The following is a 21,527-nucleotide window of genomic DNA, read 5'->3' as shown; positions in this document are numbered from 1 at the left end:
GTGCTAGTATGCGCCATTGTATGTCAAACTATTGGAGGGAAGAGATGATCGCTATCGCTTCCTCCAGGCTTGACACTCCGGCTATTTCCATTTTGCTGCCGATTCGCTTCACCGTTCGCTTCGCCTCCTGTTCATTTCCTTTCGGAACAATGAACAGATGGGCACCCTGCTTGCTCGTTGCATATACCTTCTGCACTACTCCTCCGATCAAGCCTACCTTGCCCTCGGCATTAATCGTCCCAGTAACAGCAATCCTTTTGCCTTTTGTCAGATCGCCTTCGGTCAGCTTGTCAATTATGGTCAGTGCGAGCACCAGGCCTGCTGACGGCCCGCCAATATTATCGGTAGCAATTTCAAGCTTGTAGCGCTCGTCCTCTGGAATAACAGCACGCTGCTCAATAAAGCTTGCAACATCAAGCACTTCTGTAGCCAGCCGCTCATCAGACAGTGCTTTATCGAGCTTGGCAAGCGATATATCCAGCTGCCGCTCGGTTTGATCGCGCTCAATCACTAATGCTGCTTGGTTCTGGCCCTCCAGCAGCCTTAGCCACTGCGCCAGCTGCTCGATGCTGTTAATGCTTGTGCGTTCTCCATCTGCATGTACGCCCGCGACAATTTTATCTCCTGCCTTCAGTGCTGCCGTTGACAATATACGAGACTTGCTTTGCTGTACAATAACAGCCTGCGGTTCAATCGAATACGGAATATGCAAATAACGATAGGCTGCTTCCAATGCATTATGATGCGAGTTCTGCATAATAGTCGTAACATGCTCTACATATTCCTCCAGCGACGCCCCGCCTAGTACATCTCGCTTCAGCTTAACATCCTTGCTGGGAGCAAACAATGCCCCCAGACTTTTCCAAATGCTAGGTGTTTCCAGCATAACAGCCGTCAGCAGCAGCTCCCCTTCGCCATTAGCTCCTTGCTGCCCTTGCCCGAAGCTGCCGCTTGGCGGCTGACTGCTGGCAGCAAGCTGAATATAGCTATTCGTTGGGACAGCAATACCCGGCTTCGTAACAACGAAAGGAGAAGGAGCATATAGCAATACGAGCATAATTGCGAATGTAAGCAGAGACGTTATAATAACTGCGCGGTAATGTATATAGGAGCGTTTCATCCACCATTCCCCCCTGCTTGTTCTATTTTTTCCATTAGCTGCGTAACATTAAACGACGAGAGTTGTCCATCTTCATTCGCTAAAGGAGAGATTAAGTTGCACAAAACAATACTCATCGCTGTTACGATGCTATTTCTCGTGCTGTCTGTTGTGCTCTCCCCTGATGTTGCGCTGCAAGCCTCCTTGTCAGGCATCACGATATGGTGGGATCTTGTCTTTCCTGGACTGCTCCCATTTTTTATCCTGTATGAGTTTATGCTCGCCTTTGGACTTATTCACGGCTTCAATGCGCTGCTTGCGCCATTTATAACCCGCTTTCTCAAGCTGCCGCCAGATGCGGGCATCCCTTTGCTAATGAGCATGAGCAGCGGCTTTCCGACAGGTGTTGAGCCTGCAATCAAGCTGCTGCAGGATGGTCGACTGAGCCTGCAGCAAACTCAGCGTCTGCTCGCATACAGCCATTTGCCGAATCCAGTGTTCATTATTGTCATTATCGGTGCCGGCTTGTTTCATTTGCAGCATTACGGTTATATTATTTTGCTGGCGATTTGGCTTGCAGCCTTCGCTATTATGTTCGTTCATGCGCAGCTGAATTCCCACGACTCTGCCACAGGGAAATTCCAAGCGACGAACAGACCATATTTTATCGAAGCAATGAGACTAGGGCAGCAGCTTGATGGAAGAAGCTTCGGGCGAGTACTCGGCGACAGTGTTTACAGCAGTGTGCAAAAGCTGTTTATCGTTGGCGGCTTTATCATTTTTGCTTCTGTTATCGCAGCTTTCATCCATCCGTTAATTAACAAGCTGCTTCCCGGCTTGCCTTTTGTTGAACAAGCACTGCTGGAGCAGCATATCGGCAGCATTGCCATTGCCAACTGGGCAATCGAGCAGCATCATATCATTGCCGCGCTCGCTTTGATCGCTGCATGCTTAAGCTTTACAGGGGTGAGCGGCATGCTGCAGGTTAGTTATTACAGCTACAGTCACGGCATTCGCCTGGCGCCTTTTCTTCGCTACCGAATTGTTCATGCAGCGGCCAGCTTTGTTGTACTGCTTATTATATGGAAGCCGCTTTCCTGGATCTTTGGCCAGCTGCTCGGAATGCCGGAGGAAACCGCATTTGTCCAACGAACTGCTCATGCCCTGGCAGATGATCAACAGCTTAATCTTTGGCTGCCCAGCATCTTGCTTTGCTCGTCGGCCGCATTGCTTATCGCGCTTACCCATCTGTGGTATATGCGCCGTCACAAAAGCTAGCTGCATCACGCCACTAAATATAAAAAGGAACTGCCCGATTGCATAATAGCATGCAGCATAATGCGGGCAATTCCTTTTTCCACTTCTATTGCCTCAGCGGCCGCTCCGGGCCACATTTTTCACGCAGACGCTTCTCCACCTCTGGCGGCACCATTTGTGAAACATCGCCTTGAAAATTTGCAATTTCCTTTACAATGCTTGAGCTCAAATAAGAATATTTCGGATGCGTCATCATAAAAACGGTATCTATGCCTTCGTCCAGCATATGATTGGTTGACGCCAGCTGCAGCTCGTATTCAAAATCGGTCACCGAGCGAATTCCTCTAATGATGACGCTCGCATTTTTCATCCGCATAAAGCGCACGAGCAAGTCTCGAAAGCTCTCCACCTCTACGTTCGGAAAATCCTTTGTTACTTTATGCAATATATCCTTGCGCTCCTCCACAGAAAACATCGGATTTTTGCTTGTATTGTTCAGCACAGCTACAATAATCCGATCATACTGTCTTGCGGCGCGCTGGATAATATCCAAATGTCCGTATGTAACAGGGTCAAAGCTGCCAGGGTATACAGCTACTCGCTGCTGTTGGTTTGTACTGTTCATGAATATCTCTCCTAATCCTTTGCGCGTCAGCTGCTGGCAAATGCGTCCAGCTGTTAATTGATGTTCTTGTAGATCGTTACTGCAATTTCCCCATATTGGGCATGCCGCTGCTGTATCAATGCTCTGATAGACTCCGGATACTCGATTTTGGCGTCATGCTCGACTACGACAAGCGCCTCATCTGCTAAAAGCTTCAGCTCAAGCATTTGCTCAAGCCATTGATCCATGTCTTGCATGCGATAAGGCGGGTCCAAAAAAATCAAATTAAACGCCAGCTCCCGTTTGGCTAGCGCCTTTAATGCTCTGGCCGCATCATTTCGATAAATTTCAAACGCATCTTCAGCTCCAACTGTATGTACATTACTGCGAATGACGTCGATGCTGATTTTTTCCTTGTCTATGCAGATAACCTTCTCTATGCCGCGGCTCCACGCCTCTATGCCAAGTCCGCCTGTCCCGGCAAATAAATCAAGCGCAGCTCCCCCGTCAAAATAAGGTCCGATCATGCTAAATATAGCTTCCTTAACTTTATCGGTTGTCGGTCGCGTACCTTGTCCAGGTACAGCCTTCAAAGCTCTCCCCTTGGCTTTGCCTGCAATTACTCTCACACGATGCCTCCTAAAACAATTGATGTTACTTGGTTGACTGCGCTTCTATTGCACAGAGCTGCACATCAGAAGCATAAGCCGATACTCATCTTTTTAATCGTACCACACTACGTTTAGCGATGAAAGATTTCCTCCCGGCTCAACAGGGCAAAATATTTTTCAAGCGATGTATATTTGTTTGCAAATCCGACCACAATATGGTCATCGGCGTCTTTGATGTCGTAGAAAACCGTGTAGAGGACTTACGTTTCCCCATAAGCTCTTCATCCGGTTTCTCCTCTCCCATTTTTTTGGATAAGGGGTCCTTTAATTAGGACCCCGCTATTTTTTTACCCGACTATCGGGTCTTGCCCACTTGCTTTTCTCAGCTCATTTGCCAGCCGGTTAAACTCTTTGCGAGCTGCCTTATTGTTCGTCGCCATATAGGCAGCACTTAAAAAACGTATGATTTTATTTGCATCCTCAACCGTCATCGTAATCCCTCCATTTTCATCATCTGAGTGATCACCCTCCTGCTCGTCGTCATCAGGAAACGGCTCATCATCGTCTTCATCAGCCTGCAGCTCCCTCAATTTGGCAGCTACCTGCGCAACAAACGCATGCCAGCCCGACCATCTTCCATCCGTATTCATCAGACGCGGACAATTTTTGCCGCTCCAGTCGAAGTGTCTGCGCAAGCGGTCAGTGCTCCAGCCTCGCTCAAGCAGCAGTTCGGCCACCAGTTCTACAGCATTGCTGATCGTCTGCTCTTGATTGCCGCTTTCGCATAGTTCGATCGCGATCGAGGTGCGATTGCCGCTGGCTGTTCCACTTCCGTCTCCAGCGTGCCAGGCTACTTCATTTAATGGAATTACCTCAATCGCTTCTTTGTCGTCGATCACAATGTGAAAGGAAGCAGTTCTTGTATTAGCTGGATTCGTAAGCCACGCACGCTCATTTCGCGCAGTGCTCGATGGATTTCCCGTACTGTGAATCGTAATCGTTGTTGCATCCAGTCTTATGCCCGGCCTGCGGTTATTCGCTGTCGTCTTCGGGATATGATCAATATGGTAGTCAACCTCCATAGTCTCATCCTCCTCAAAGCTATGAAAATATACATAATTAATTGACAAAAAGAACTTTAGCATTGGAATCCCACTCTAGCGAAAGATTTAACAAGGAGGCCAGCTCGCTTGCTTTAGCGTAGCTAACAGAGCCCGCCATACGTACCTCGAGCTGTTCTCCATTAACATAAACCTCGTTATTTTTCCAAATGACATAAGCGTCAAAATGCTCTCCCAGCTTGCGCACAGGAACGTAATTGGTATACTGCTCATAGTAGGCCTCAGCAATAAAGAGCTGATCGGAATAGACCGGGACAAGCGAAGCGTTCTCGAATTGCTTGGGCGGAATGTGGACAGGCTTGACTGCATCGTAAACCTCTAAATTATTTTGCTTAATAATCGCAATAATTTTGCTGGCATAGGCCGGGTCAGTCGCATAGCCTGCCGCACTCATTTGCTCCGCTTGCTCGTGAGGGGTCTTCGCCGTTCTAACCTTGCGGTATCGCGTGCCCTTGAACAGCTCATCCTGATCCTTGAAGTAATGGTACAAGGTACGGTAAGCCCGGAATGCAGCTCGTTCTCTTACCTGCTCGCCGCTGTGGAACTCCCAGGTGTCCCGCGTAACGAAATCTCCTCTCCAATACGGTGTAAGCCTCCCGCTGCCTACCTTAATTCCGCCAAGGTTGTTCCAGGCATGAATTGTTCCGCCTGTTTCCAGCAAGCTTTGCGCTAATCGAACAGATGGTAGAATTGGAGAGCCCTGCTGACGAACAAACATGATGATTGGTGCAATCGCTGCAAAAAATTGCGATCTCGGTAAATTGACCATGCACTCCTCTCCTTTTTTTCCGGGCGTGTCTGAGAGCTTCGAAGCTACTGAGCAAGTTTTCAGACACGCCCTAAATATTAAAAACTATCTACTCTACTTTTTATGTTTTAAGACTTGTAATGGCAACGGCTAATATCCTTCAAGAAACTTTGCCGGACAAATCAAAAAAAGAGCTGTCCAGAAGTCAATAAAAACTGACTATTAAACAGCTCTATCAAATACTATGAAAATTTGCTGGCCAGACACACCCTAAACGCTATATTGCATAAAACGTTTTGCTGTTGTTATAAAGCTGCCGGACCACCTGCTCAAGCGGCATATTTTTAAGCTGGGCAATGGAAGCCGCAACCTCGACAACCATCGCAGACTGAGTTTCCTGCTGCTCAAATTTCCCTTCAAACGGCCAAGGCCCATCAGTTTCAATCATCATCAGCTCTAAAGGATACTGCTGGACCAGCGCTTGAATATCAGCTTCATAATCGACATCTGGCGTAATCGAGATAAAGTAGCCGTTTTCTATCATCCGCTTGATGGTCGCCTCGTCTCCTTTAAACCAATGAAAATGCGCGCGGCTATACTGATGCTTTTGCAGCAAATCACAGGCAAGCGCAGCATCTTCATATACCGCATGCAGCACAATCGGGCGATCGAGCTGCTTTGCCAGCACAATAAAGCGCTCCAGCAGCTCAGCATATGGCTGCTTATCAAACCGCTCGCCGCGCTCCTTCGCTTCTTCAGCGGTATAGTAGGGCAATCCCACCTCACCAATTGCAAACCGTTCATGTCGTGCTGCACGCTGTCTGATCCATGCCACCAGCTCCTGCTCCTCTTGAGCCGACAATATCGGCTGTTCTGGGTGGAAGCCGTAGGCAGGCATAATCATCCCGTCATATTGGCCGGAAAGCTCATATGTCGCTTTAGAGGATGCCAAGTCCATAGAAACTGCGACAACATGCGTAACTCCAGCTGCACGTGCGGTTGCCAAATGCTCGCTGCGCGCCTCCTCGCTGTATTGCTCCAAATGAATATGCGCATCAATATAGTTCAGCATCGAATCTTCCTTTCACTAAGTATTCCAGCTTGCTGTGAAAAAAGCAGCCAAGGCGCAGCCTTTAGGTAAGTGTACAAAAAGCCCGGCTTTCAGAACCAAGTAGATGGGGAAAAGCTTAGAAATGACGGAGCGCAGCGTAGATACCTACTACGTGAGCACCTAAATGTTTCCGCAGGAAACATACGTCGGAAGCATCATCCTTCGGCTGAACCCCATATTCGACACCGACTAAGCTCTAAGTAAGGCCGATTTATGCGTCAAGCTGCTCATAAATTCGTTGCTTCAATTCGTTAAACGTTGAATCGCTCCAAAGCTCGCCTTCCCGCGGTCTGGCAAACGGCACCTTAATCTCATCAATAACAGTAGCCGGATTCGCAGCAAAAACAATAATCCGATCAGATAGCAGCAGCGCTTCCTCTATACTGTGGGTAACGAGCAGCACCGAGCGGCGATGCTGCTCCCAAATCGACAGCAGCCAGCGCTGCATGTGCAGCCGTGTCAGCGCATCCAACGCTCCGAACGGCTCATCCAGCAGCATCAGCTTCTGCGGCGATAGCAAAGCGCGCAAAAAAGAGACGCGTTGGCTCATTCCGCCCGACAGCTTGTGCGGGTATTCATTGGCGTATTCAGCCAGCCCAACCTGCTGCAGCCATTGCTCAGCCTGCTTGAGAGCTGTTGACTTGGGCACATGTGATATTTGCAAAGCCAAAGCAATATTTTGCTTAACCGAATACCACGGAAGCAGAGATGCCTGCTGCGGCATATAAGCGATATGGCCCTTTTGTCCGGATATGTTAACACCGTCAAGCCATATTTCGCCAGCGTCAATTTGCTGCAAGCCGCCAATTAATTGAAACAGCGTTGTTTTGCCGCTTCCCGACGGTCCGATGATCGAGACAAATTCTCCATCCATCACGTTAAGATTGATGTCCCGCAGCACCTCGCGTACCGTACCGTTGCTTCTAAAGGATTTCTGAAGTCCTTTCAATTCCAGCATTAGCGAGCCTCCTTTCGCGGCCGCCAGCGCACAAGCAGCCTTTCAACTAAGGAAACAAGCCAGAACAGCAGCAGGCTTGTAAGCACGATCAGCAGTACAGCAGCGAATACGCGTTCAGGCATGTAGCCGCGCGACGATAATATCATATAGCCGCCCAATCCGACCTTTGGCGAGAGCCATTCCGCAACAACAGCACTTAATACACTGTAAGAGGCGGCGATTTTCAAGCCGCTAAACAAGCTGCCCAGCGAGCTTGGCAGCTCAAGATGAACAAATTGCTGCCATCTGCTGCTGCCGATCATCCCCATATAATTTCTCAAGCCTTGATCAACCTGTGCAAGGCCGCCGAGCATTGCGATACAAATCGGAAAAAAACATACGAGAATAATAAGCAGCACCTTGGGAAGCAAGCCAAAGCCAAGCAGCATCGTTAAAATCGGCGCAATAACAATGACCGGAATGTTCTGCGATAAAATCAACACCGGGTACATCGCTTGCCGGACAAGCGGCACAAAATGCAGCACCATACCGAGCAAAATGCCGCAAACCGCTCCACCCAAAAAGCCGAGCACGGTCAATTGCATCGTTGCCAGCCAATGCTCCAGCAGTCTCTCCCAGCCAATCGCCATTTCCTTCAGCACGCCAAGCGGAGAAGGAATAAGCCAGCTGTACACAAGCTCGAAGCGAACAATCAGCTCCCAAACCGTGAATATGACCGCGAGCATAATTACAGGCGGCAGCAAGCTCCGCCACAATGCTCGTTTATTTTCCATCTGGATACTTCTCCAGCAGCTTCTCCATCGAAGCCCCTTGCGGGTTATAGGATATTTTAATTTGCGAAAGCGCGCCAGGACAGCCCGCTTCAATCATAGCTTCATGCATGCGCTGCACAATTTGCAGCAGCTCGGCAAGATCGCCTTCCATTGTCGTTTCGAGCGGCGCTACACGGTATGGCAAGCCTGAATCCTTAATAATTGCAATAGCCTGATCGACGTAAGGTATAACACTTTCACCATGATTTGTTTTCGGGATCATTTGAATACTTAACAATGCATTTGCCATATATGACACTCCATTCAATATTATTTTTCAGCGCTCCGGAACAAAGCATCCTCCAGTCGCTTTTTAAATCAGCGCTCCGGAGCAAAGCATCCTCCAGTCGCTTTTTAAATCGTAATGCTTTCTTATTTGAATTTTTTATGGTTGCATTACGATGTTAAAGGCGACTCACTTCGTTTTTCGGATGCTTTGCTCCTCCGCTGTAGCTTTTTTTTCTGTTGAGTGCTCTTTGAAGCGAAAGTAGCAGCAGCAGCGCTGCGGAGCTAAGCATCCTTCAGTCGCTTTTTAAATCGTAATGCTTTCTTATTTGAATTTTTAAGGTTGCATTACGATGTTAAAGGCGACCCTCTTCGTTTTTCGGATGCTTTGCTCCTCCGCTGGTGCCCTCTTTGCAGCCAGAACAAAGAAGCTAAGTGCTACTAGAAAGCAAGGAGCGCAGCAGCGTAGCACTTGCTACGTAAGCACCGCAGTTTTCGCTAGCGTTCAAGATTCGCCGTCGACTACGCTACAACGCAACCGCATCGTCATCAAAGTCCATTTTTTAAACTACCTCTTACAATGAAAGTTTAAAAATTGGGCTTTCAGGACCAAGAAGATGGCACGATACTAGAGGGCGAGGAGCGCAGCGTAGGCACTTGCTACGTGAGCACCGGAGCACTCGGTAGCGTGACATATTCGCCGTCGACTACGCTACAACGCAATCGCATCGTCATCAAAGTCCAATTTTTAAACCACCTATTCCAATGAAAGTTTAAAAATTGGGCTTTCAGGACCAAGAAGCTTGGACGCTAGTAGAAAACGAGGAGCGCAGCGTAGGCACTTGCTACGTGAGCACCGCAGTTTTCGCTAGCGTTCAAGATTCGCCGACGAATAAGCTACGAAGCAACGCATCGTCATCAAAGTCCAATTTTTAAACCACCTATTCCAATGAAAGTTTAAAAATTGGGCTTTCAGGACCAAGAAGCTTGGACGCTAGTAGAAAACGAGGAGCGCAGCGTAGAGCAGAGCTACGTGAGCACCGCAGTTTTCGCTAGCGTTCAAGATTCGCCGTCGAATAAGCTATAACGCAACCGCATCGTCATCAAAGTCCAATTTTTAAACTACCGCGGAAGGAACTCATTTGTGAAGGCCTTCTCCGCCTCCAACTCCCCCTCCAGCAAGCCGTTGCTGAACATCCAGTCTGCATAGCCTTCCCATACTGAAAGCTTTTGCTCACCCCAGCGTGGCGCGTCATCCTGGTAGCGCGGGCTTAGCCATTGCTGACTTGCTTTTACAAGCTCGGGATTGAGATCCGGCTCGGCGGCAATCAGCACCTCTGCCGCTTGCTCAGGCTGTTCTATGCTGTATTGATAACCCTTGGCTACTGCCGCAACAAAGCTGCGTACAAGCTCAGGATCTTCGGCGATCAGCGATTCGCTCGTGACAAGCACCGGCGTGTAATAATCAAGATTTTCATTGTAATCCTTCATATAAATCATATTAAGATCGACGCCGCGCAGCTCGGCCTCTATGCCTGTCCACGCGTAAAAGATCCAGGCAAAATCAATATCGCGCTCTATAGCGGCGAAGAAATCACTATTGCCCATATTAATAATTTCCATTTTGTCATAATCAGCATCCGCAGCCAGCATTAGCGATTCAATGGTTGCTTGCTCGATTGGCGAGCCCCAGCCGCCATAGCGCATGCCTTCAAATTGCTTCGGCGTTTCAATCCCTTTATCCTTCGGAGAAGCAAAGCCTGAGGTATTGTGCTGAATCACCGCTGCAAGCGACACGACAGGCAAGCCTGCAATGCGCGACAACGTCACATTTTCCTGATAGCTTACCCCGAATTCAACATTTCCCGCAGCGACATGGGCATCTGCGCCACCATCAGCAGGAGCAATAATTTCTACCTCTAATCCCTGCTCAGCAAAATAGCCAAGATCACGTGCTACATAAATACCTGTATGGTTTGTATTTGGTGTATAGTCGAGCATCAGCTGAACTTTGCGCAGCTCATTTGGAGATTGTTCGCCATTTCCCTCTTGCTGACTATTCCCCTCTTGTTGGCCGTTTGGCGTGGCCTGGCTGTTGCCATTTCCTGCACCATTGCTGCCCGCATTATTGCCGCACGCCGTAACGATAGCAAGCAGCAGTACGAGAGCAAGCATCTTCCAAGCTTGAATCTTCATGTTGTTCTTCTCTCCAATCCTATGTTTTTAAATAGTATTGTCCAATTGGACACACTGACCGTCATAGGCATAAAAAAAGCATCCTTCGCGTACAGAAAGGATGCCTGCAACCAGCAGCTTCAGCAATACTTGTAACGAGCAAAGCTCATTTACGTTCATGCTTTTTCCATCATTTTACGCCGGTCTTGCTTTATCTGTTGTTGATAAAACAAAAACCGACATAGAAAATGACAGCCGGTTTATCAAGTGCACATTTCCTACGCTGGAATTATCCAGATCAGGTACGGTCGAGAACAGCCCAGTTCTCCTCTCAGCCAAGTAAATCTTAGCTCCCGAAGTGTTGTATTCAATTGGTCAATCTATTCGTCATTATAGCAAATCAGCTTCGCTTTGAATACCCCTTTCTGTTGTTCTATTTATCGCTAAAAATAAATATCTCTCTAATGGTATTCATATTCCGGAGAAGCAGATGAGTATATTTCTTAGGAATAGGCAAACGTGTCTAGCACTTTTGCATGAATCCGCTAATACACTATATGAGACTAAGTTAAAGGGTGATGATGTTGATAACAATTAGCTTGTGTATGATTGTAAAAAATGAAGAAGACGTTCTGGAACGCTGCCTGAGCAGTGTGAAGCCAGCCGTTGATGAAATGATCATCGTGGATACTGGTTCAACCGACCGTACGAAGGAAATTGCTGAAAAAATGGGCGCAAAGGTGTTTGATTTTGAATGGATTGACCATTTTGCCGAGGCGCGAAATTATAGCTTCAAGCAAGCAAGCAGCGAATATATTTTGTGGCTGGATGCCGATGATGTGTTGATGCCAGAGGATTTAAACCGCTTAATTGAACTGAAGCAGACTCCTGGCTTCAACTTTGATTATGTTTCGATGAAATATCATTTGTCATTTGACGAAAACGGCAATCCAACCTACAGCTTTCGTCGCAATCGGCTTGTAAAGCGAAGCAACAACTTTCAGTGGATCGGACCTGTTCATGAATATTTGGCTGTACAAGGCTATGGTTATCGTTCAGATATTGCAGTAACACACAAAAAGATTCGCTATGTCACGGGGAGAAATCTTAGAATTTACTTATCTCGCCTGGAGAAAGGAGAAGAATTCACTCCGCGTGATCAGTATTATTTTGCCAATGAGCTATGCGAGAATGGTCGCTTTGAAGAAGCTATTGAATGGTACGACAAATTTCTTGATGGCAAGCAGGGCTGGATAGAGGATAATATTTCAGCATGCTCACGCAAAGCAGCCTGCTATAACGCTTTAGATCGGAAAGAAGAGGCAATGCGCAGCCTGCTGCAAACATTAGAGCTTGCTCCGCCACGGCCAGATTTCTGCTGCCAGCTTGGCGATCTGTTCGTAGAATTGCAACGTTTTCCGGAAGCTATTTATTGGTATTCACAAGCTTTGTTAACGTCTGAAAACAATTCGGAGCTAGGCTTTCATAATCCTGCAACAGCAACTTGGCTGCCGCATGTGCAGCTAACACTTTGCTATGATCGTACCAATGAGAAAAAAAAGGCAGCAGAGCATCATAAAAAAGCCAAAGAAATTAATCCGCATCATCCAAGCGTAAAATTTAATGACGATTATTTTAAAGGTCTTGGTCTGATATAACATAATCTTGCAACACCGGATCAATCCGACTAGATAGAAAGCGTCGTGCTCTTGGAAGCACGACGCTTTCTTTATACTCTAATAGGATGTCTACGTCTCTACTTATTGCGGTTCGCGATCCAGCAATGCTGCGTTAATGCCATTCAAAAAGGCTAGCGCACTTGCTTTTACAATATCAGTATCCATCGCCCGTCCTACATAATGCTTGCCATTAGCTTCTAGCCCGATGCTGACTCGACCAATCGCTTCCTGACCGCGTGAAATGCTATTAATTTTGTAATGCTTGAGATCGGCATGAATGCCTGTCAATTGCTTGATTGCGCTATAAACTGCATCAACCGGGCCATCGCCAGTCGCGCTTCCCTTTAAGCTTTGCTCTCCCCGCTTCAGCTCGATCGTAGCTGAAGGCTGTACGCTGCCAGTTACAACATGAAAGGCTGCCAGCTCATACAGCACTGCGCTGCTTGCCGCTTGCTCGCGCTCTCCATTGACCAAATAGAACAGATCATGGTCATAGACCTCTTTTTTCAAATCTGCAAGTGCGAGAAATTTCTGGAACAGCGCTTCGAATTGCTCGCTATCCCCAGTTTCAAAGCCAAGCTTTTCAACCGCATGTCTGAAGGCGTGACGGCCAGAGCGCGCGGTTAGCACTAGCTCCATGCTTTCTGCGCCGACATCCCGCGGGTCCATAATTTCATATACATTTCTATCCTTCAGCAAGCCGTCCTGATGAATGCCTGAGGAATGAGCAAAGGCATTGTCGCCAGTAATTGCCTTATTGACCTGAACGTCCAGGCCTGTCAAGTAGGTAAGCAATCTGGCAGTGCGAATCAGCTCCTTTGTTTCTACGCGAGTGGAGCATTGATAGAAGTTTTCGCGTACCTTCAATGCCATAATGACCTCTTCCAAAGAAGTGTTTCCTGCACGTTCACCAAGCCCGTTAATGGTGCATTCAATTTTGTCGGCACCATTTTTAATCGCGCTGAGCGTATTGGCAGTGGCCAGCCCCAGATCGTTGTGACAGTGTACGCTTAGCACTACCTTGTCGTTTAAATTTTTCAAACGCTCATTAATTTTGCGAATCAACTCGCCAAATTCCTCCGGCACTGCATAGCCTACCGTATCAGGAATATTAATAATCGTCGCTCCTGCCTTTACGACTGCTTCAATTGTACGCCACAAATATTCAAAATCCGAGCGCGAAGCATCCTCGGTTGAATACTGCACCTGCGGCAGCAGCGTTTTCGCATATTTGACCGCATCAACACCCATTTGCAGCACAGCATCTTTGGAACGGTTGAACTTTTTCTCGACATGGACATTCGAGGTGCCCAGTACAATGTGAATGAACGGGTCTTGCGCCAGCTTGATGCTTTCATATACCGCATCAATATCAGCTTTTACAGCACGGGCAAGCGCAGTAATCGATACGCTGTCTCCTACCGTGCGGGCAATTTGCTGGACGGAATGAAAATCGCCTGCGGATGAAGCGGGAAAGCCCGCTTCAATTATATCGACATGGAGTCGCTTTAACTGCTGGGCAAACTCCAGCTTTTGATAAACATTCATTTTAGCGCCAGGCACTTGTTCTCCATCGCGCAGAGTCGTATCCAAAACAATAATGTTGCGAGTCATTAGCAACTCCTCCTTATGTGTACAAAATGATTAAGGTTAAGCATCTATATAAAGCGGGGTCAGCCAAACCCGGACTTTGACCAACAAAAAAACCTCGTCTCTATATAGAGACGAGGTTTAACCCGCGGTACCACTCTAATTTATTTTACGTAAAGTAAAACAATCTTTTTCGATGGCCATCACCATCTATCCTTTTAACGGCGGAATCCCGGCTTACCCTACTAATTCAGGCAGCTGTTCATAGACGAGTTCAAAGCAATCTCCACTACCGCTTCTCACCACCCAGCGGCTCTCTGAAAGGTCGATATGCTTCTACTATTTCTAATCGATACATTTGGAAATATATAAAAGTTAATCGTTATTATAAGAAATTGACTTTCCGTTGTCAACAGGCGAACAACAAAAATTTTTAATTGCCTGCGAAAATCACCGCATTCCATTTACCATTAATTGGTTAGACATCTCGCCCAATAACTTCTAATATAAATAATGACAATTGTGAAGGGATGGATGATATGAATAAAAAAAGCAAGTTTGTCTATAATCTGAAGGTTTTTCTGGTTTTGGCAATGATGCTGTCAATTTGGGGATGGTACGGTCACTCCAATGTTGATGCAGCGGATAAAGCAATCACTGCCGCAATTGATGACAAAAAGATAGCGTTCAGCACCCCGCCTTATCAAAAAGCAGGTACTACCTTGGTCCCTTTTCGCGCGATATTTGAAGCACTTGATTTGAAAGTTGGCTGGAATGCTGAGAAGCAGCAAGTTACCGGAACATCAGATACGTTGAATGTTACCCTTACGATCAACTCTAAAAATGCTTACGTAAATGGAGAAAAAGTGGTATTAGCACAAGCTCCTGTTGTCGTAAATGGAGCAACAATGGTGCCACTGCGCTTTGTTGCGGAAGCAAGCGGAGGCCTTGTCTACTGGGACGGCAAGAAGCAGCATATTGATATTGTTTTCAATGAAGCTTTGAAAGTGTTCAAAGCTGCGTATTACAATGATTCTGCGGCACTAAAGCATTGGCTGGAAAATGGATACACAGTGGATGAGATGTATAACGGATCAACACCATTGTTATATGCAGCAATGGGGAATGCATGGGATACAGTAAATTTATTGTTGAAGCAAGAGGCTAATCCTGATGTGAAGTCACCTACTAATTGGACACCATTACTTTGGGCAGCTTATCATCAAAACGATGACATGATAAAAAGATTGCTGGAATACGGCGCGACAGAAAAATTTGTCACCGATTCCAGTACCAATGACTTAAAGCTTGCTCAAACGCGCTTAGCCAATTACTTAAACAATGGCAGCTCCAAATTGGATAACAAAAAAACATACAATGATTCCTACTTTGTTGTACCTTTTGGCAGCAGCAGAGCTACGGTAAAATCAAAAATAAGCACGACATTAGTAGAGGATAAGCCAGAATTAATAACCTATAATAAGGCATTCATTAATGGCGATATTGGTTTGCAGTTTTACGAATTTAAAAATGGAAAATTAGCGAGTGTGCTTCATAGAGCAGACTATGAGCTTAATGACGCAACATCCGCTATGGAAGAGTTTTTAAGTCAAATGGAACGGATTGAAAAGGTATACGGTGTGGAAATGAAATATCAAGAAGCGTACACATCATCCTCCATTAAGTCCCTGTATGAAGCTGCGTATAGCAATGATCTTACTGACAGATATGCACATGCTATAAGGCAAGGCGATTTGCAATTGCAGAGCGCATACTATGGAGAAGACCATAAACTTGGGATCACTTTGGGATTCGACAAGAAATATAGCACCTACATGCTAGCCGTATTATATTTACCAAATTAAGCAAAGTAAGGCTGTCCAATTCAGGGCAGCCTTTTCACATCCCCTATCGTTAGCTTAGGGCGTGTCTGAAAACCCGCTCAGAGGCCCCTTTCACCGCCTTTTCGCCCCCTGCTTCGTTCCGTTTGCTTTGCGTACGCCCGGTACGCCTTCACAAACGCGCCTTGCATGGAACGAAAACTCGGCAAAATGGGCTGTCCTCAGAATTCTCAGACACGCCCTAGCATAGCCGCCTGGCGCTTATAATGATCCTCCAGCACAAGACAAGCCATCGCCTCGACAACCGGCACAATTCTTGGGCAAATGCACGGATCATGCCTGCCTATTGTTTGGATGACCGTCTCCTCGCCTGCCATATTGACCGTTTGCTGCGGCACGGAAATAGATGAGGTCGGCTTAACGGCAATTCGAAATACAATATCTGTTCCCGTGCTAATACCGCCAATAATGCCTCCGGCATGATTGGTAACAAATCCGTGCTGATTCATTGCATCGTTGTGCTGGCTACCCAGCATGCGCGCTGCTTGAAAGCCTTCACCAAACTCAATTCCTTTTACCGCACCGATAGACAGCATCGCTTTAGCCAAGTCAGCATCCAGCTTGTCAAAAGCAGGCTCGCCCAAGCCCGGGCTGACTCCGCGAATAACGCACTCTACAATACCGCCGCAGCTGTCTCCTTGCTGTGCAAGAGCTTCAATTTTTTCAATCATTTTAGCTGCAGCTTGCGGATCGCATGCTCTAACCGCATTTTTCTCAATCGATTCCTCATCAAATACTTCACATCGGATGCCGCCAATTTCCACTGCATAAGCTAGCACGGACACCCCTCTTTGCTCCAGCAGCTTGCGCGCAACAGCGCCCGCCGCTACTCTTGCTGCAGTTTCGCGCCCAGAAGCTCTGCCGCTGCCTCTGTAATCACGCAAGCCGTACTTCTGCTGGTACGTAAAATCTGCGTGACCAGGACGGAAGGAGTTTTTGATATCATCATACGCTTCAGGCCGCATGTCCGTGTTATACAGGATGATGCAAAGCGGCGTTCCCGTAGTTTTGCCCTGAAATGTTCCTGAAACAATGTTGATTTTATCATACTCCTTGCGCGGCGAAGTAACCGACGATTGACCTGGCTTTCTGCGGTCCATCTGCTGCTGAATATATTGCTCCTCGATTGCGACACCCGGCGTTACGCCGTCAATAATGACACCGACTGCTGTACCATGAGATTCGCCAAATGTAGATATTTTAAAGTTTTGTCCGAAAAAGTTTCCCGACATAGTTGCTCCCTCCAATTTCAATTGCTTTTTAGTAAAGTGTATCAGTATAATTGAAATAAATGAAATTGTTATTTAGCGAAATTGTCATAGAAAGGATTAATATCATATGTATATCAATACAGAATGGTATCGCATATTTCTAAGTGTATCTAAAACTAAAAATTTAACGAAGGCAGCAGAGCAGCTCCATATTACCCAGCCTTCGGTAAGCTACGCGATCAAGCAATTGGAGCAGAACCTCGGGGTTGTCCTGCTTACGAGATTGTCCAAAGGCGTACAATTAACACAGGAAGGACAAATGCTGGCTGAATATGTGGAGAAAGCATTCCATCATTTTCTCGCAGCAGAAAATTCCATCCACCTGCTTAAGCAATTTAAAATGGGCTGTGTCCGCATCGGCTCCAATGGCGCAATCATTAAAGATATCATTTTGCCAGTCCTGGATGAGTTTCATGTAGAATATCCGGACATTCGCATTCAGCTTCTGCAGGCACAAACGAGTGTAATCGTTGACCATATTAAAGAGGGCAAACTGGATGTTGGCTTTGTCTATCATACGATTAAAGATTCTGACATCGTTATTACCCCGTTAAAGCGGATTGAAAACTGCTTTGTTGCAGGCGGAAAATTTAAAAGCTATGCGAATGAGCAACTTACGATCCAGCAGCTGGCTAGCCTGCCATTGATTTTATTGTCCTCCGGCAGCACAACGAGAAGAATGCTCGATGGATGGTTCGCAGCAGAAAGCCAGACGGTTCGAGCTGATTTTGAGCTTAGCAGCGTCGATATGATGGTTGAATTTGCCAAGAGAGGATATGGCATCGCGTTTGTTATGAAATCAATGGTGCAAAATGAGCTTGCCAATGGAGAGCTCGTTGAATTGAATACGGCTCAGCCGCTTCCGATGCAGGAGCTTTGCATGGTCACCAGCCATAATAATAGCCTGATCGCCAATATTTTCACAAAAAAATTTGTAGATTGATCCTGTTCATCACAATTATCAATGCTATTCACAACGCAGCATGCAAATTAAAAAACGAAGCGCCAGCCAGCTTAAGCTAGCAGCGCTTCGTTTTTTCGTTTACCTGAGCAATTAACGGAACATCCCCCATAGCTTGAGCAGATGAAGCGTATTGTTCGGGTCAATTTTTTGTGCAAGCACAAAGTTAATAATTTGCTCCTCCTGCACCTCAGTCAGCTTCTCTTGCAAAATTACAGCCGCTGTACGTGTCAATTTGCGCACCTTGATCCGATCCTGCAAATCGTACTTGGTCACCTCGCCCAGCAGATTTTTCATTTTTTCCTTCACAGCAGGATTTTTCATTTTCAGCTTGACACGTTCAACCAGCTGCGGACTAATTCCATAGCGTTGATAACTCATTAAGCTTGACACCTCCAAAGGCTACTCTAATGAGTTAACTATATGCTGAAAAGCTTAAAATCTTGCCTAATCTATCTGTTCTCCTTGAAATAAAGGATCATTGCGCAGCCAATCTACTAATCTTGCATAGGCTGCATCCTTCCAGAAGCTTTCTGTTGCCACAAGTGCAGCCGCATCCTCGCGCGCCTGCTCCAGCAGCTCGTAATCGGCTACCATGTCAGCCAGCTTAAATTCCGGCAAGCCACTTTGCTTCGTGCCAAAAAATTCGCCCGGGCCGCGCAGCTCAAGGTCGCGGCGAGCAATTTCAAAGCCGTCATTGCTTTCTGTCATGACCTTCATCCGCTCCTGACCAACCTCTGACTTCGGATCAGCCAGCAGTATGCAGTAGGATTGATGCTCGCCGCGCCCGACTCGACCGCGCAGCTGATGCAATTGCGATAAGCCGAAGCGCTCTGCGTCCATAATCATAATGATCGTCGCGTTCGGCACATCGACGCCGACCTCGACAACCGTAGTCGCTACAAGCACCTGCGCTTCATTGGCAGCAAAGCTGCTCATCGACTGCTCCTTTTCCGCCGTGCTCATTCTGCCATGCAGCAAGCCGACAGTCAGATCGGGAAAAGCAGACTGAATCATCATATGGACATCAAGCGCATTTTGCACATCCAGCTTATCCGACTCTTCGATAAGCGGACAAATAACATAGGCTTGTCTGCCTTCAGCGATTTGCTTGCGAATAAATTGCAGCGCGCGCTCCAGCGATTGCGGCTTAAGCCAATACGTTTCGATAGGCTTGCGTCCTTGCGGCCGTTCGCGAATCGTTGACACATCCATATCGCCAAATGCCGTAATCGCCAAGGTGCGCGGAATCGGGGTAGCGGTCATCGTCAGTACATCAGGCTGGATGCCTTTGCGCCGCAAAATGCTGCGCTGATTGACGCCAAAGCGATGCTGCTCATCGACTACAACGAGTCCTAGCTTATTAAAAAATACATCCTCCTGAATAAGCGCATGCGTGCCAACTACAATATCAGCAAGCCCCATTTGCAGCTCGGCAAGCAGATCGCGCCGCTTGCGCTCGCCCAAGCTTCCTGTTAGCAAGCGAACCGTCATATTCGTATGCTCGAGCATGCGCGATAAGCTCTTCATATGCTGCTCTGCAAGAATTTCAGTCGGCACCATCAATGCCGCCTGAAAGCCTGCACGCACTGCGCTGTACATCGCAATCGCGGCTACCACCGTTTTACCTGAGCCAACATCGCCTTGCAGCAGACGGTTCATGCTGTATTTGCGGCGCATATCAACAGAAATCTCATTGATCGCCCGCTTCTGCCCATCGGTAAGCTCAAAGGGCAATGTGGCAGCGAACTCGCGAATCCATTCGCTTTGCAGCGGCATTGCGATGCCGGCCTGGCGGCGATGAGACAGCGCCCGATAGGCTTGCAGGCGAAGCTGGAACAGAAACAGCTCCTCATATACCATCCGTCTGCGTGCTTCCTGCCCCGATTTCACATCGCCCGGGCAATGAATAAGCCGAATCGCTTCAGCACGATTCATCAAACGATATTTCTCGATCAGCGCATACGGCAAAATTTCCTCTACCATCGCACCATACTGATCCAATGCAGCAGCAATCAGCTTTCGAATCCATGGCTGCGTAATTTTTCCGCCTACAGAGTAAACAGGCTGCAGCGTATCCATCTTGCCAGATGACTTCTGCTGATCCAAAAACTCCGATTCCGAAACCGTTAGCTGCAGCCGCGAAGGCTCCCATTTGCCTGTAAGCAGCACCTCGCGCTCAAGCGTAAGCTGCTCGCGCAAAAAATGGCGATTGAACCAGGTAGCCGTAATGAGCTGCAGCCCGACCTGCACCTTGCAGGTCAGCCTCGATTTTGACCTGCCATAGCGCTGCAAAATCGGCACGCCACGCACAATGCCAATCACGGTTGCTTTCTCGCCAGCCTTCACCTCTGTCAAATCACGAACGCGATAATCTTCATAACGAAAAGGAAAATACAATAACACATCATTCACAGTAAATAAGCCAAAGGCGTGGAGCTCTTTTTCCTTTAGAGCACTCACGCCTTTCAACTGCTTCACCGGAATTTGATCAAGCTTGATCATTCCTAGCTCACACCTTATATAAAAATACAGCAGAAGTACCAGGACCAGTATGAGTGCCGATTACTGTACCGACAGTCGTATAGCTGACTTCCTTTACATTCAGTTCTGCTTTAACACGCGCTTCCAGCTCGTCGCGAATAACCTCATCATCAGTACCCGCCACAATCAGTCCGACCGCTTGATTGCCAAAATGGTTTTTCAGCAGCTCCACGATTTTCGCCATCGCTTTCTTGCTGCCGCGTGCCTTATCGACGGATGTAACAGCTCCCGAAGGCTCAAGTGACAAGATCGGCTTAATATTAAGCAAGGAACCAATCATTGCAGCAGCCTTGCCGATTCTTCCACCTTTTTGCAAATAGTCCAGCGTATCAACAAGGAAATAAATTTGACAGCTTTCCTTGCGTTTGGCTACAGCGGCCAAAATGTCCTCAACTGAGGCTCCGGCCTCCGCCATTTCCGCTGCAAGCACAACCTGCATGCCATGACCGTAGGATGCCGAGCATGAGTCAATCACATGAATATGCTCTCCAGCCTCCTCCAGCATCGATTTGGCGATGGTAGCAGCCTGATAGGTACCACTTAGCACAGATGCAAGGTGAAAGCTCAGAATGGGCCCTTCCGGGTCCTCCTGAAGCAGCGACTCATACACCTCAACAAAATCAGCCGGCGAAGGCTGTGAGGTTGTAGGCATTACAGGCGATGTTTTGAGCCTGGCATAAAACTCCTCTGGTGTCAGATCAACAGCGTCGCTATAAACCTCCTCGCCAAAAAGCACCTTCAGCGAAATCATCGTGATGCCGTGCTTTTCGCGCAGCTCGGCAGGAATATCAGCAGTACTGTCAGTTACGATACGAATCTTTCCCATAGCGTACATTTCCTCCTTTTCGTATTGCACTTTA

At 47.4% G+C, this 21,527-nt stretch carries 19 protein-coding genes, 1 riboswitch and 1 other annotated feature; of the genes, 4 read left to right on the top strand and 15 right to left on the bottom strand.

From position 1 onward, the window contains the following. Positions 1-28 precede the first annotated feature (28 nt). On the bottom strand, positions 29-1,120 hold the full coding sequence (locus KJS52_RS00725; RefSeq protein WP_213512729.1) for a S16 family serine protease: 1,092 nt from the start codon (positions 1,118-1,120) through the stop codon (positions 29-31). 96 nt (positions 1,121-1,216) lie between these two features. Here KJS52_RS00725 and KJS52_RS00720 point away from each other — a divergent pair, with 96 nt between their 5' ends. Then, a complete protein-coding gene (locus KJS52_RS00720) occupies positions 1,217-2,377 on the top strand; it encodes a hypothetical protein (RefSeq protein ID WP_213512728.1) in 1,161 nt (386 codons plus the stop codon). 85 nt (positions 2,378-2,462) lie between these two features. Here the strand turns inward: KJS52_RS00720 and coaD are convergent, their stop codons facing one another. From coaD to KJS52_RS00675, 9 genes are all read right to left on the bottom strand, one after another. Continuing rightward, positions 2,463-2,981 (bottom strand): pantetheine-phosphate adenylyltransferase, encoded by a 519-nt coding sequence (gene coaD, locus KJS52_RS00715; RefSeq protein WP_213512727.1) that lies wholly within the window; start codon positions 2,979-2,981, stop codon positions 2,463-2,465. 53 nt (positions 2,982-3,034) lie between these two features. Next, positions 3,035-3,589, bottom strand: coding sequence for a 16S rRNA (guanine(966)-N(2))-methyltransferase RsmD (rsmD, locus tag KJS52_RS00710; RefSeq protein WP_213512726.1), 555 nt, complete (start codon positions 3,587-3,589; stop codon positions 3,035-3,037). A gap of 329 nt (positions 3,590-3,918) precedes the next feature. After that, the gene (locus tag KJS52_RS00705; protein WP_213512725.1) at positions 3,919-4,653 is read right to left on the bottom strand and encodes a peptidoglycan recognition protein family protein; all 735 of its coding nucleotides are present in this window, start codon (positions 4,651-4,653) and stop codon (positions 3,919-3,921) included. A gap of 37 nt (positions 4,654-4,690) precedes the next feature. Further along, entirely contained in the window at positions 4,691-5,461 is a 771-nt protein-coding gene (locus tag KJS52_RS00700) for a glycoside hydrolase family 73 protein (protein WP_213512724.1), read from the bottom strand. 256 nt (positions 5,462-5,717) lie between these two features. After that, positions 5,718-6,512 (bottom strand): TatD family hydrolase, encoded by a 795-nt coding sequence (locus KJS52_RS00695; RefSeq protein WP_213512723.1) that lies wholly within the window; start codon positions 6,510-6,512, stop codon positions 5,718-5,720. 250 nt (positions 6,513-6,762) lie between these two features. Beyond that, the gene (locus tag KJS52_RS00690) at positions 6,763-7,509 is read right to left on the bottom strand and encodes an ABC transporter ATP-binding protein (protein ID WP_213512722.1); all 747 of its coding nucleotides are present in this window, start codon (positions 7,507-7,509) and stop codon (positions 6,763-6,765) included. Then, positions 7,509-8,282, bottom strand: coding sequence for an ABC transporter permease (locus KJS52_RS00685; protein WP_213512721.1), 774 nt, complete (start codon positions 8,280-8,282; stop codon positions 7,509-7,511). Before KJS52_RS00685 ends, KJS52_RS00690 begins: the two co-directional genes overlap by 1 nt. After that, entirely contained in the window at positions 8,272-8,571 is a 300-nt protein-coding gene (locus KJS52_RS00680) for a thiamine-binding protein (RefSeq protein WP_213512720.1), read from the bottom strand. Before KJS52_RS00680 ends, KJS52_RS00685 begins: the two co-directional genes overlap by 11 nt. A 1,097-nt stretch (positions 8,572-9,668) precedes the next feature. After that, positions 9,669-10,742 carry an ABC transporter substrate-binding protein gene (locus KJS52_RS00675; protein WP_213512719.1) on the bottom strand — a complete coding sequence of 358 codons (1,074 nt, stop codon included), beginning with the start codon at positions 10,740-10,742 and terminating at the stop codon, positions 9,669-9,671. 236 nt (positions 10,743-10,978) lie between these two features. Beyond that, positions 10,979-11,088, bottom strand: a riboswitch (TPP riboswitch). Between the two features lie 238 nt (positions 11,089-11,326). Between KJS52_RS00675 and KJS52_RS00670 the strand changes: the two genes are divergently transcribed. Next, entirely contained in the window at positions 11,327-12,379 is a 1,053-nt protein-coding gene (locus KJS52_RS00670) for a glycosyltransferase family 2 protein (RefSeq protein ID WP_373871315.1), read from the top strand. A gap of 102 nt (positions 12,380-12,481) precedes the next feature. Here KJS52_RS00670 and KJS52_RS00665 read toward each other — a convergent pair whose 3' ends face one another. Continuing rightward, a complete protein-coding gene (locus KJS52_RS00665; protein ID WP_213512717.1) occupies positions 12,482-14,014 on the bottom strand; it encodes a 2-isopropylmalate synthase in 1,533 nt (510 codons plus the stop codon). A gap of 103 nt (positions 14,015-14,117) precedes the next feature. Next, positions 14,118-14,352 (bottom strand) — a binding site (T-box leader). A gap of 168 nt (positions 14,353-14,520) precedes the next feature. Between KJS52_RS00665 and KJS52_RS00660 the strand changes: the two genes are divergently transcribed. After that, positions 14,521-15,855 carry a stalk domain-containing protein gene (locus KJS52_RS00660; protein WP_213512716.1) on the top strand — a complete coding sequence of 445 codons (1,335 nt, stop codon included), beginning with the start codon at positions 14,521-14,523 and terminating at the stop codon, positions 15,853-15,855. Between the two features lie 206 nt (positions 15,856-16,061). Here KJS52_RS00660 and aroC read toward each other — a convergent pair whose 3' ends face one another. Continuing rightward, the gene (aroC, locus tag KJS52_RS00655; RefSeq protein ID WP_213512715.1) at positions 16,062-17,123 is read right to left on the bottom strand and encodes a chorismate synthase; all 1,062 of its coding nucleotides are present in this window, start codon (positions 17,121-17,123) and stop codon (positions 16,062-16,064) included. A 106-nt stretch (positions 17,124-17,229) separates the two neighbouring features. Here aroC and KJS52_RS00650 point away from each other — a divergent pair, with 106 nt between their 5' ends. Next, positions 17,230-18,105 carry a LysR family transcriptional regulator gene (locus KJS52_RS00650; protein WP_213512714.1) on the top strand — a complete coding sequence of 292 codons (876 nt, stop codon included), beginning with the start codon at positions 17,230-17,232 and terminating at the stop codon, positions 18,103-18,105. A gap of 111 nt (positions 18,106-18,216) precedes the next feature. Here KJS52_RS00650 and KJS52_RS00645 read toward each other — a convergent pair whose 3' ends face one another. The 3 genes from KJS52_RS00645 to fakB form a co-directional block, all read right to left on the bottom strand. Further along, a complete protein-coding gene (locus KJS52_RS00645) occupies positions 18,217-18,504 on the bottom strand; it encodes a stage VI sporulation protein F (RefSeq protein WP_213512713.1) in 288 nt (95 codons plus the stop codon). A gap of 66 nt (positions 18,505-18,570) precedes the next feature. Continuing rightward, positions 18,571-20,628 (bottom strand): ATP-dependent DNA helicase RecG, encoded by a 2,058-nt coding sequence (gene recG / locus KJS52_RS00640; protein ID WP_213512712.1) that lies wholly within the window; start codon positions 20,626-20,628, stop codon positions 18,571-18,573. 7 nt (positions 20,629-20,635) lie between these two features. Next, positions 20,636-21,493 carry a DegV family protein gene (gene fakB, locus KJS52_RS00635; protein WP_213512711.1) on the bottom strand — a complete coding sequence of 286 codons (858 nt, stop codon included), beginning with the start codon at positions 21,491-21,493 and terminating at the stop codon, positions 20,636-20,638. Between the last annotated feature and the right edge of the window lie 34 nt (positions 21,494-21,527).

The sequence above is a fragment of the Paenibacillus montaniterrae genome, from assembly GCF_018403185.1.
In the GTDB taxonomy this organism is placed as follows: Bacteria; Bacillota; Bacilli; order Paenibacillales; family Paenibacillaceae; genus Pristimantibacillus; species Pristimantibacillus montaniterrae.
The sequence above is the reverse complement of the archived record's forward strand: the minus strand, read 5'-3'. Positions and strand labels throughout refer to the sequence as shown.

Excerpts from the sequence above, each read along its gene's own strand:
- KJS52_RS00725 (WP_213512729.1), bottom strand. The coding sequence starts at position 1,120 with ATGAAACGCTCCTATATACATTACCGCGCAGTTATTATAACGTCTCTG.
- coaD (WP_213512727.1), bottom strand. The coding sequence starts at position 2,981 with ATGAACAGTACAAACCAACAGCAGCGAGTAGCTGTATACCCTGGCAGC.
- KJS52_RS00705 (WP_213512725.1), bottom strand. The coding sequence starts at position 4,653 with ATGGAGGTTGACTACCATATTGATCATATCCCGAAGACGACAGCGAAT.
- KJS52_RS00700 (WP_213512724.1), bottom strand. The coding sequence starts at position 5,461 with ATGGTCAATTTACCGAGATCGCAATTTTTTGCAGCGATTGCACCAATC.
- KJS52_RS00695 (WP_213512723.1), bottom strand. The coding sequence starts at position 6,512 with ATGCTGAACTATATTGATGCGCATATTCATTTGGAGCAATACAGCGAG.
- KJS52_RS00690 (WP_213512722.1), bottom strand. The coding sequence starts at position 7,509 with ATGCTGGAATTGAAAGGACTTCAGAAATCCTTTAGAAGCAACGGTACG.
- KJS52_RS00685 (WP_213512721.1), bottom strand. The coding sequence starts at position 8,282 with ATGGAAAATAAACGAGCATTGTGGCGGAGCTTGCTGCCGCCTGTAATT.
- KJS52_RS00680 (WP_213512720.1), bottom strand. The coding sequence starts at position 8,571 with ATGGCAAATGCATTGTTAAGTATTCAAATGATCCCGAAAACAAATCAT.
- KJS52_RS00675 (WP_213512719.1), bottom strand. The coding sequence starts at position 10,742 with ATGAAGATTCAAGCTTGGAAGATGCTTGCTCTCGTACTGCTGCTTGCT.
- KJS52_RS00670 (WP_373871315.1), top strand. The coding sequence starts at position 11,327 with ATGATTGTAAAAAATGAAGAAGACGTTCTGGAACGCTGCCTGAGCAGT.
- KJS52_RS00665 (WP_213512717.1), bottom strand. The coding sequence starts at position 14,014 with ATGACTCGCAACATTATTGTTTTGGATACGACTCTGCGCGATGGAGAA.
- KJS52_RS00660 (WP_213512716.1), top strand. The coding sequence starts at position 14,521 with ATGGATGATATGAATAAAAAAAGCAAGTTTGTCTATAATCTGAAGGTT.
- aroC (WP_213512715.1), bottom strand. The coding sequence starts at position 17,123 with ATGTCGGGAAACTTTTTCGGACAAAACTTTAAAATATCTACATTTGGC.
- KJS52_RS00650 (WP_213512714.1), top strand. The coding sequence starts at position 17,230 with ATGTATATCAATACAGAATGGTATCGCATATTTCTAAGTGTATCTAAA.
- KJS52_RS00645 (WP_213512713.1), bottom strand. The coding sequence starts at position 18,504 with ATGAGTTATCAACGCTATGGAATTAGTCCGCAGCTGGTTGAACGTGTC.
- recG (WP_213512712.1), bottom strand. The coding sequence starts at position 20,628 with ATGATCAAGCTTGATCAAATTCCGGTGAAGCAGTTGAAAGGCGTGAGT.
- fakB (WP_213512711.1), bottom strand. The coding sequence starts at position 21,493 with ATGGGAAAGATTCGTATCGTAACTGACAGTACTGCTGATATTCCTGCC.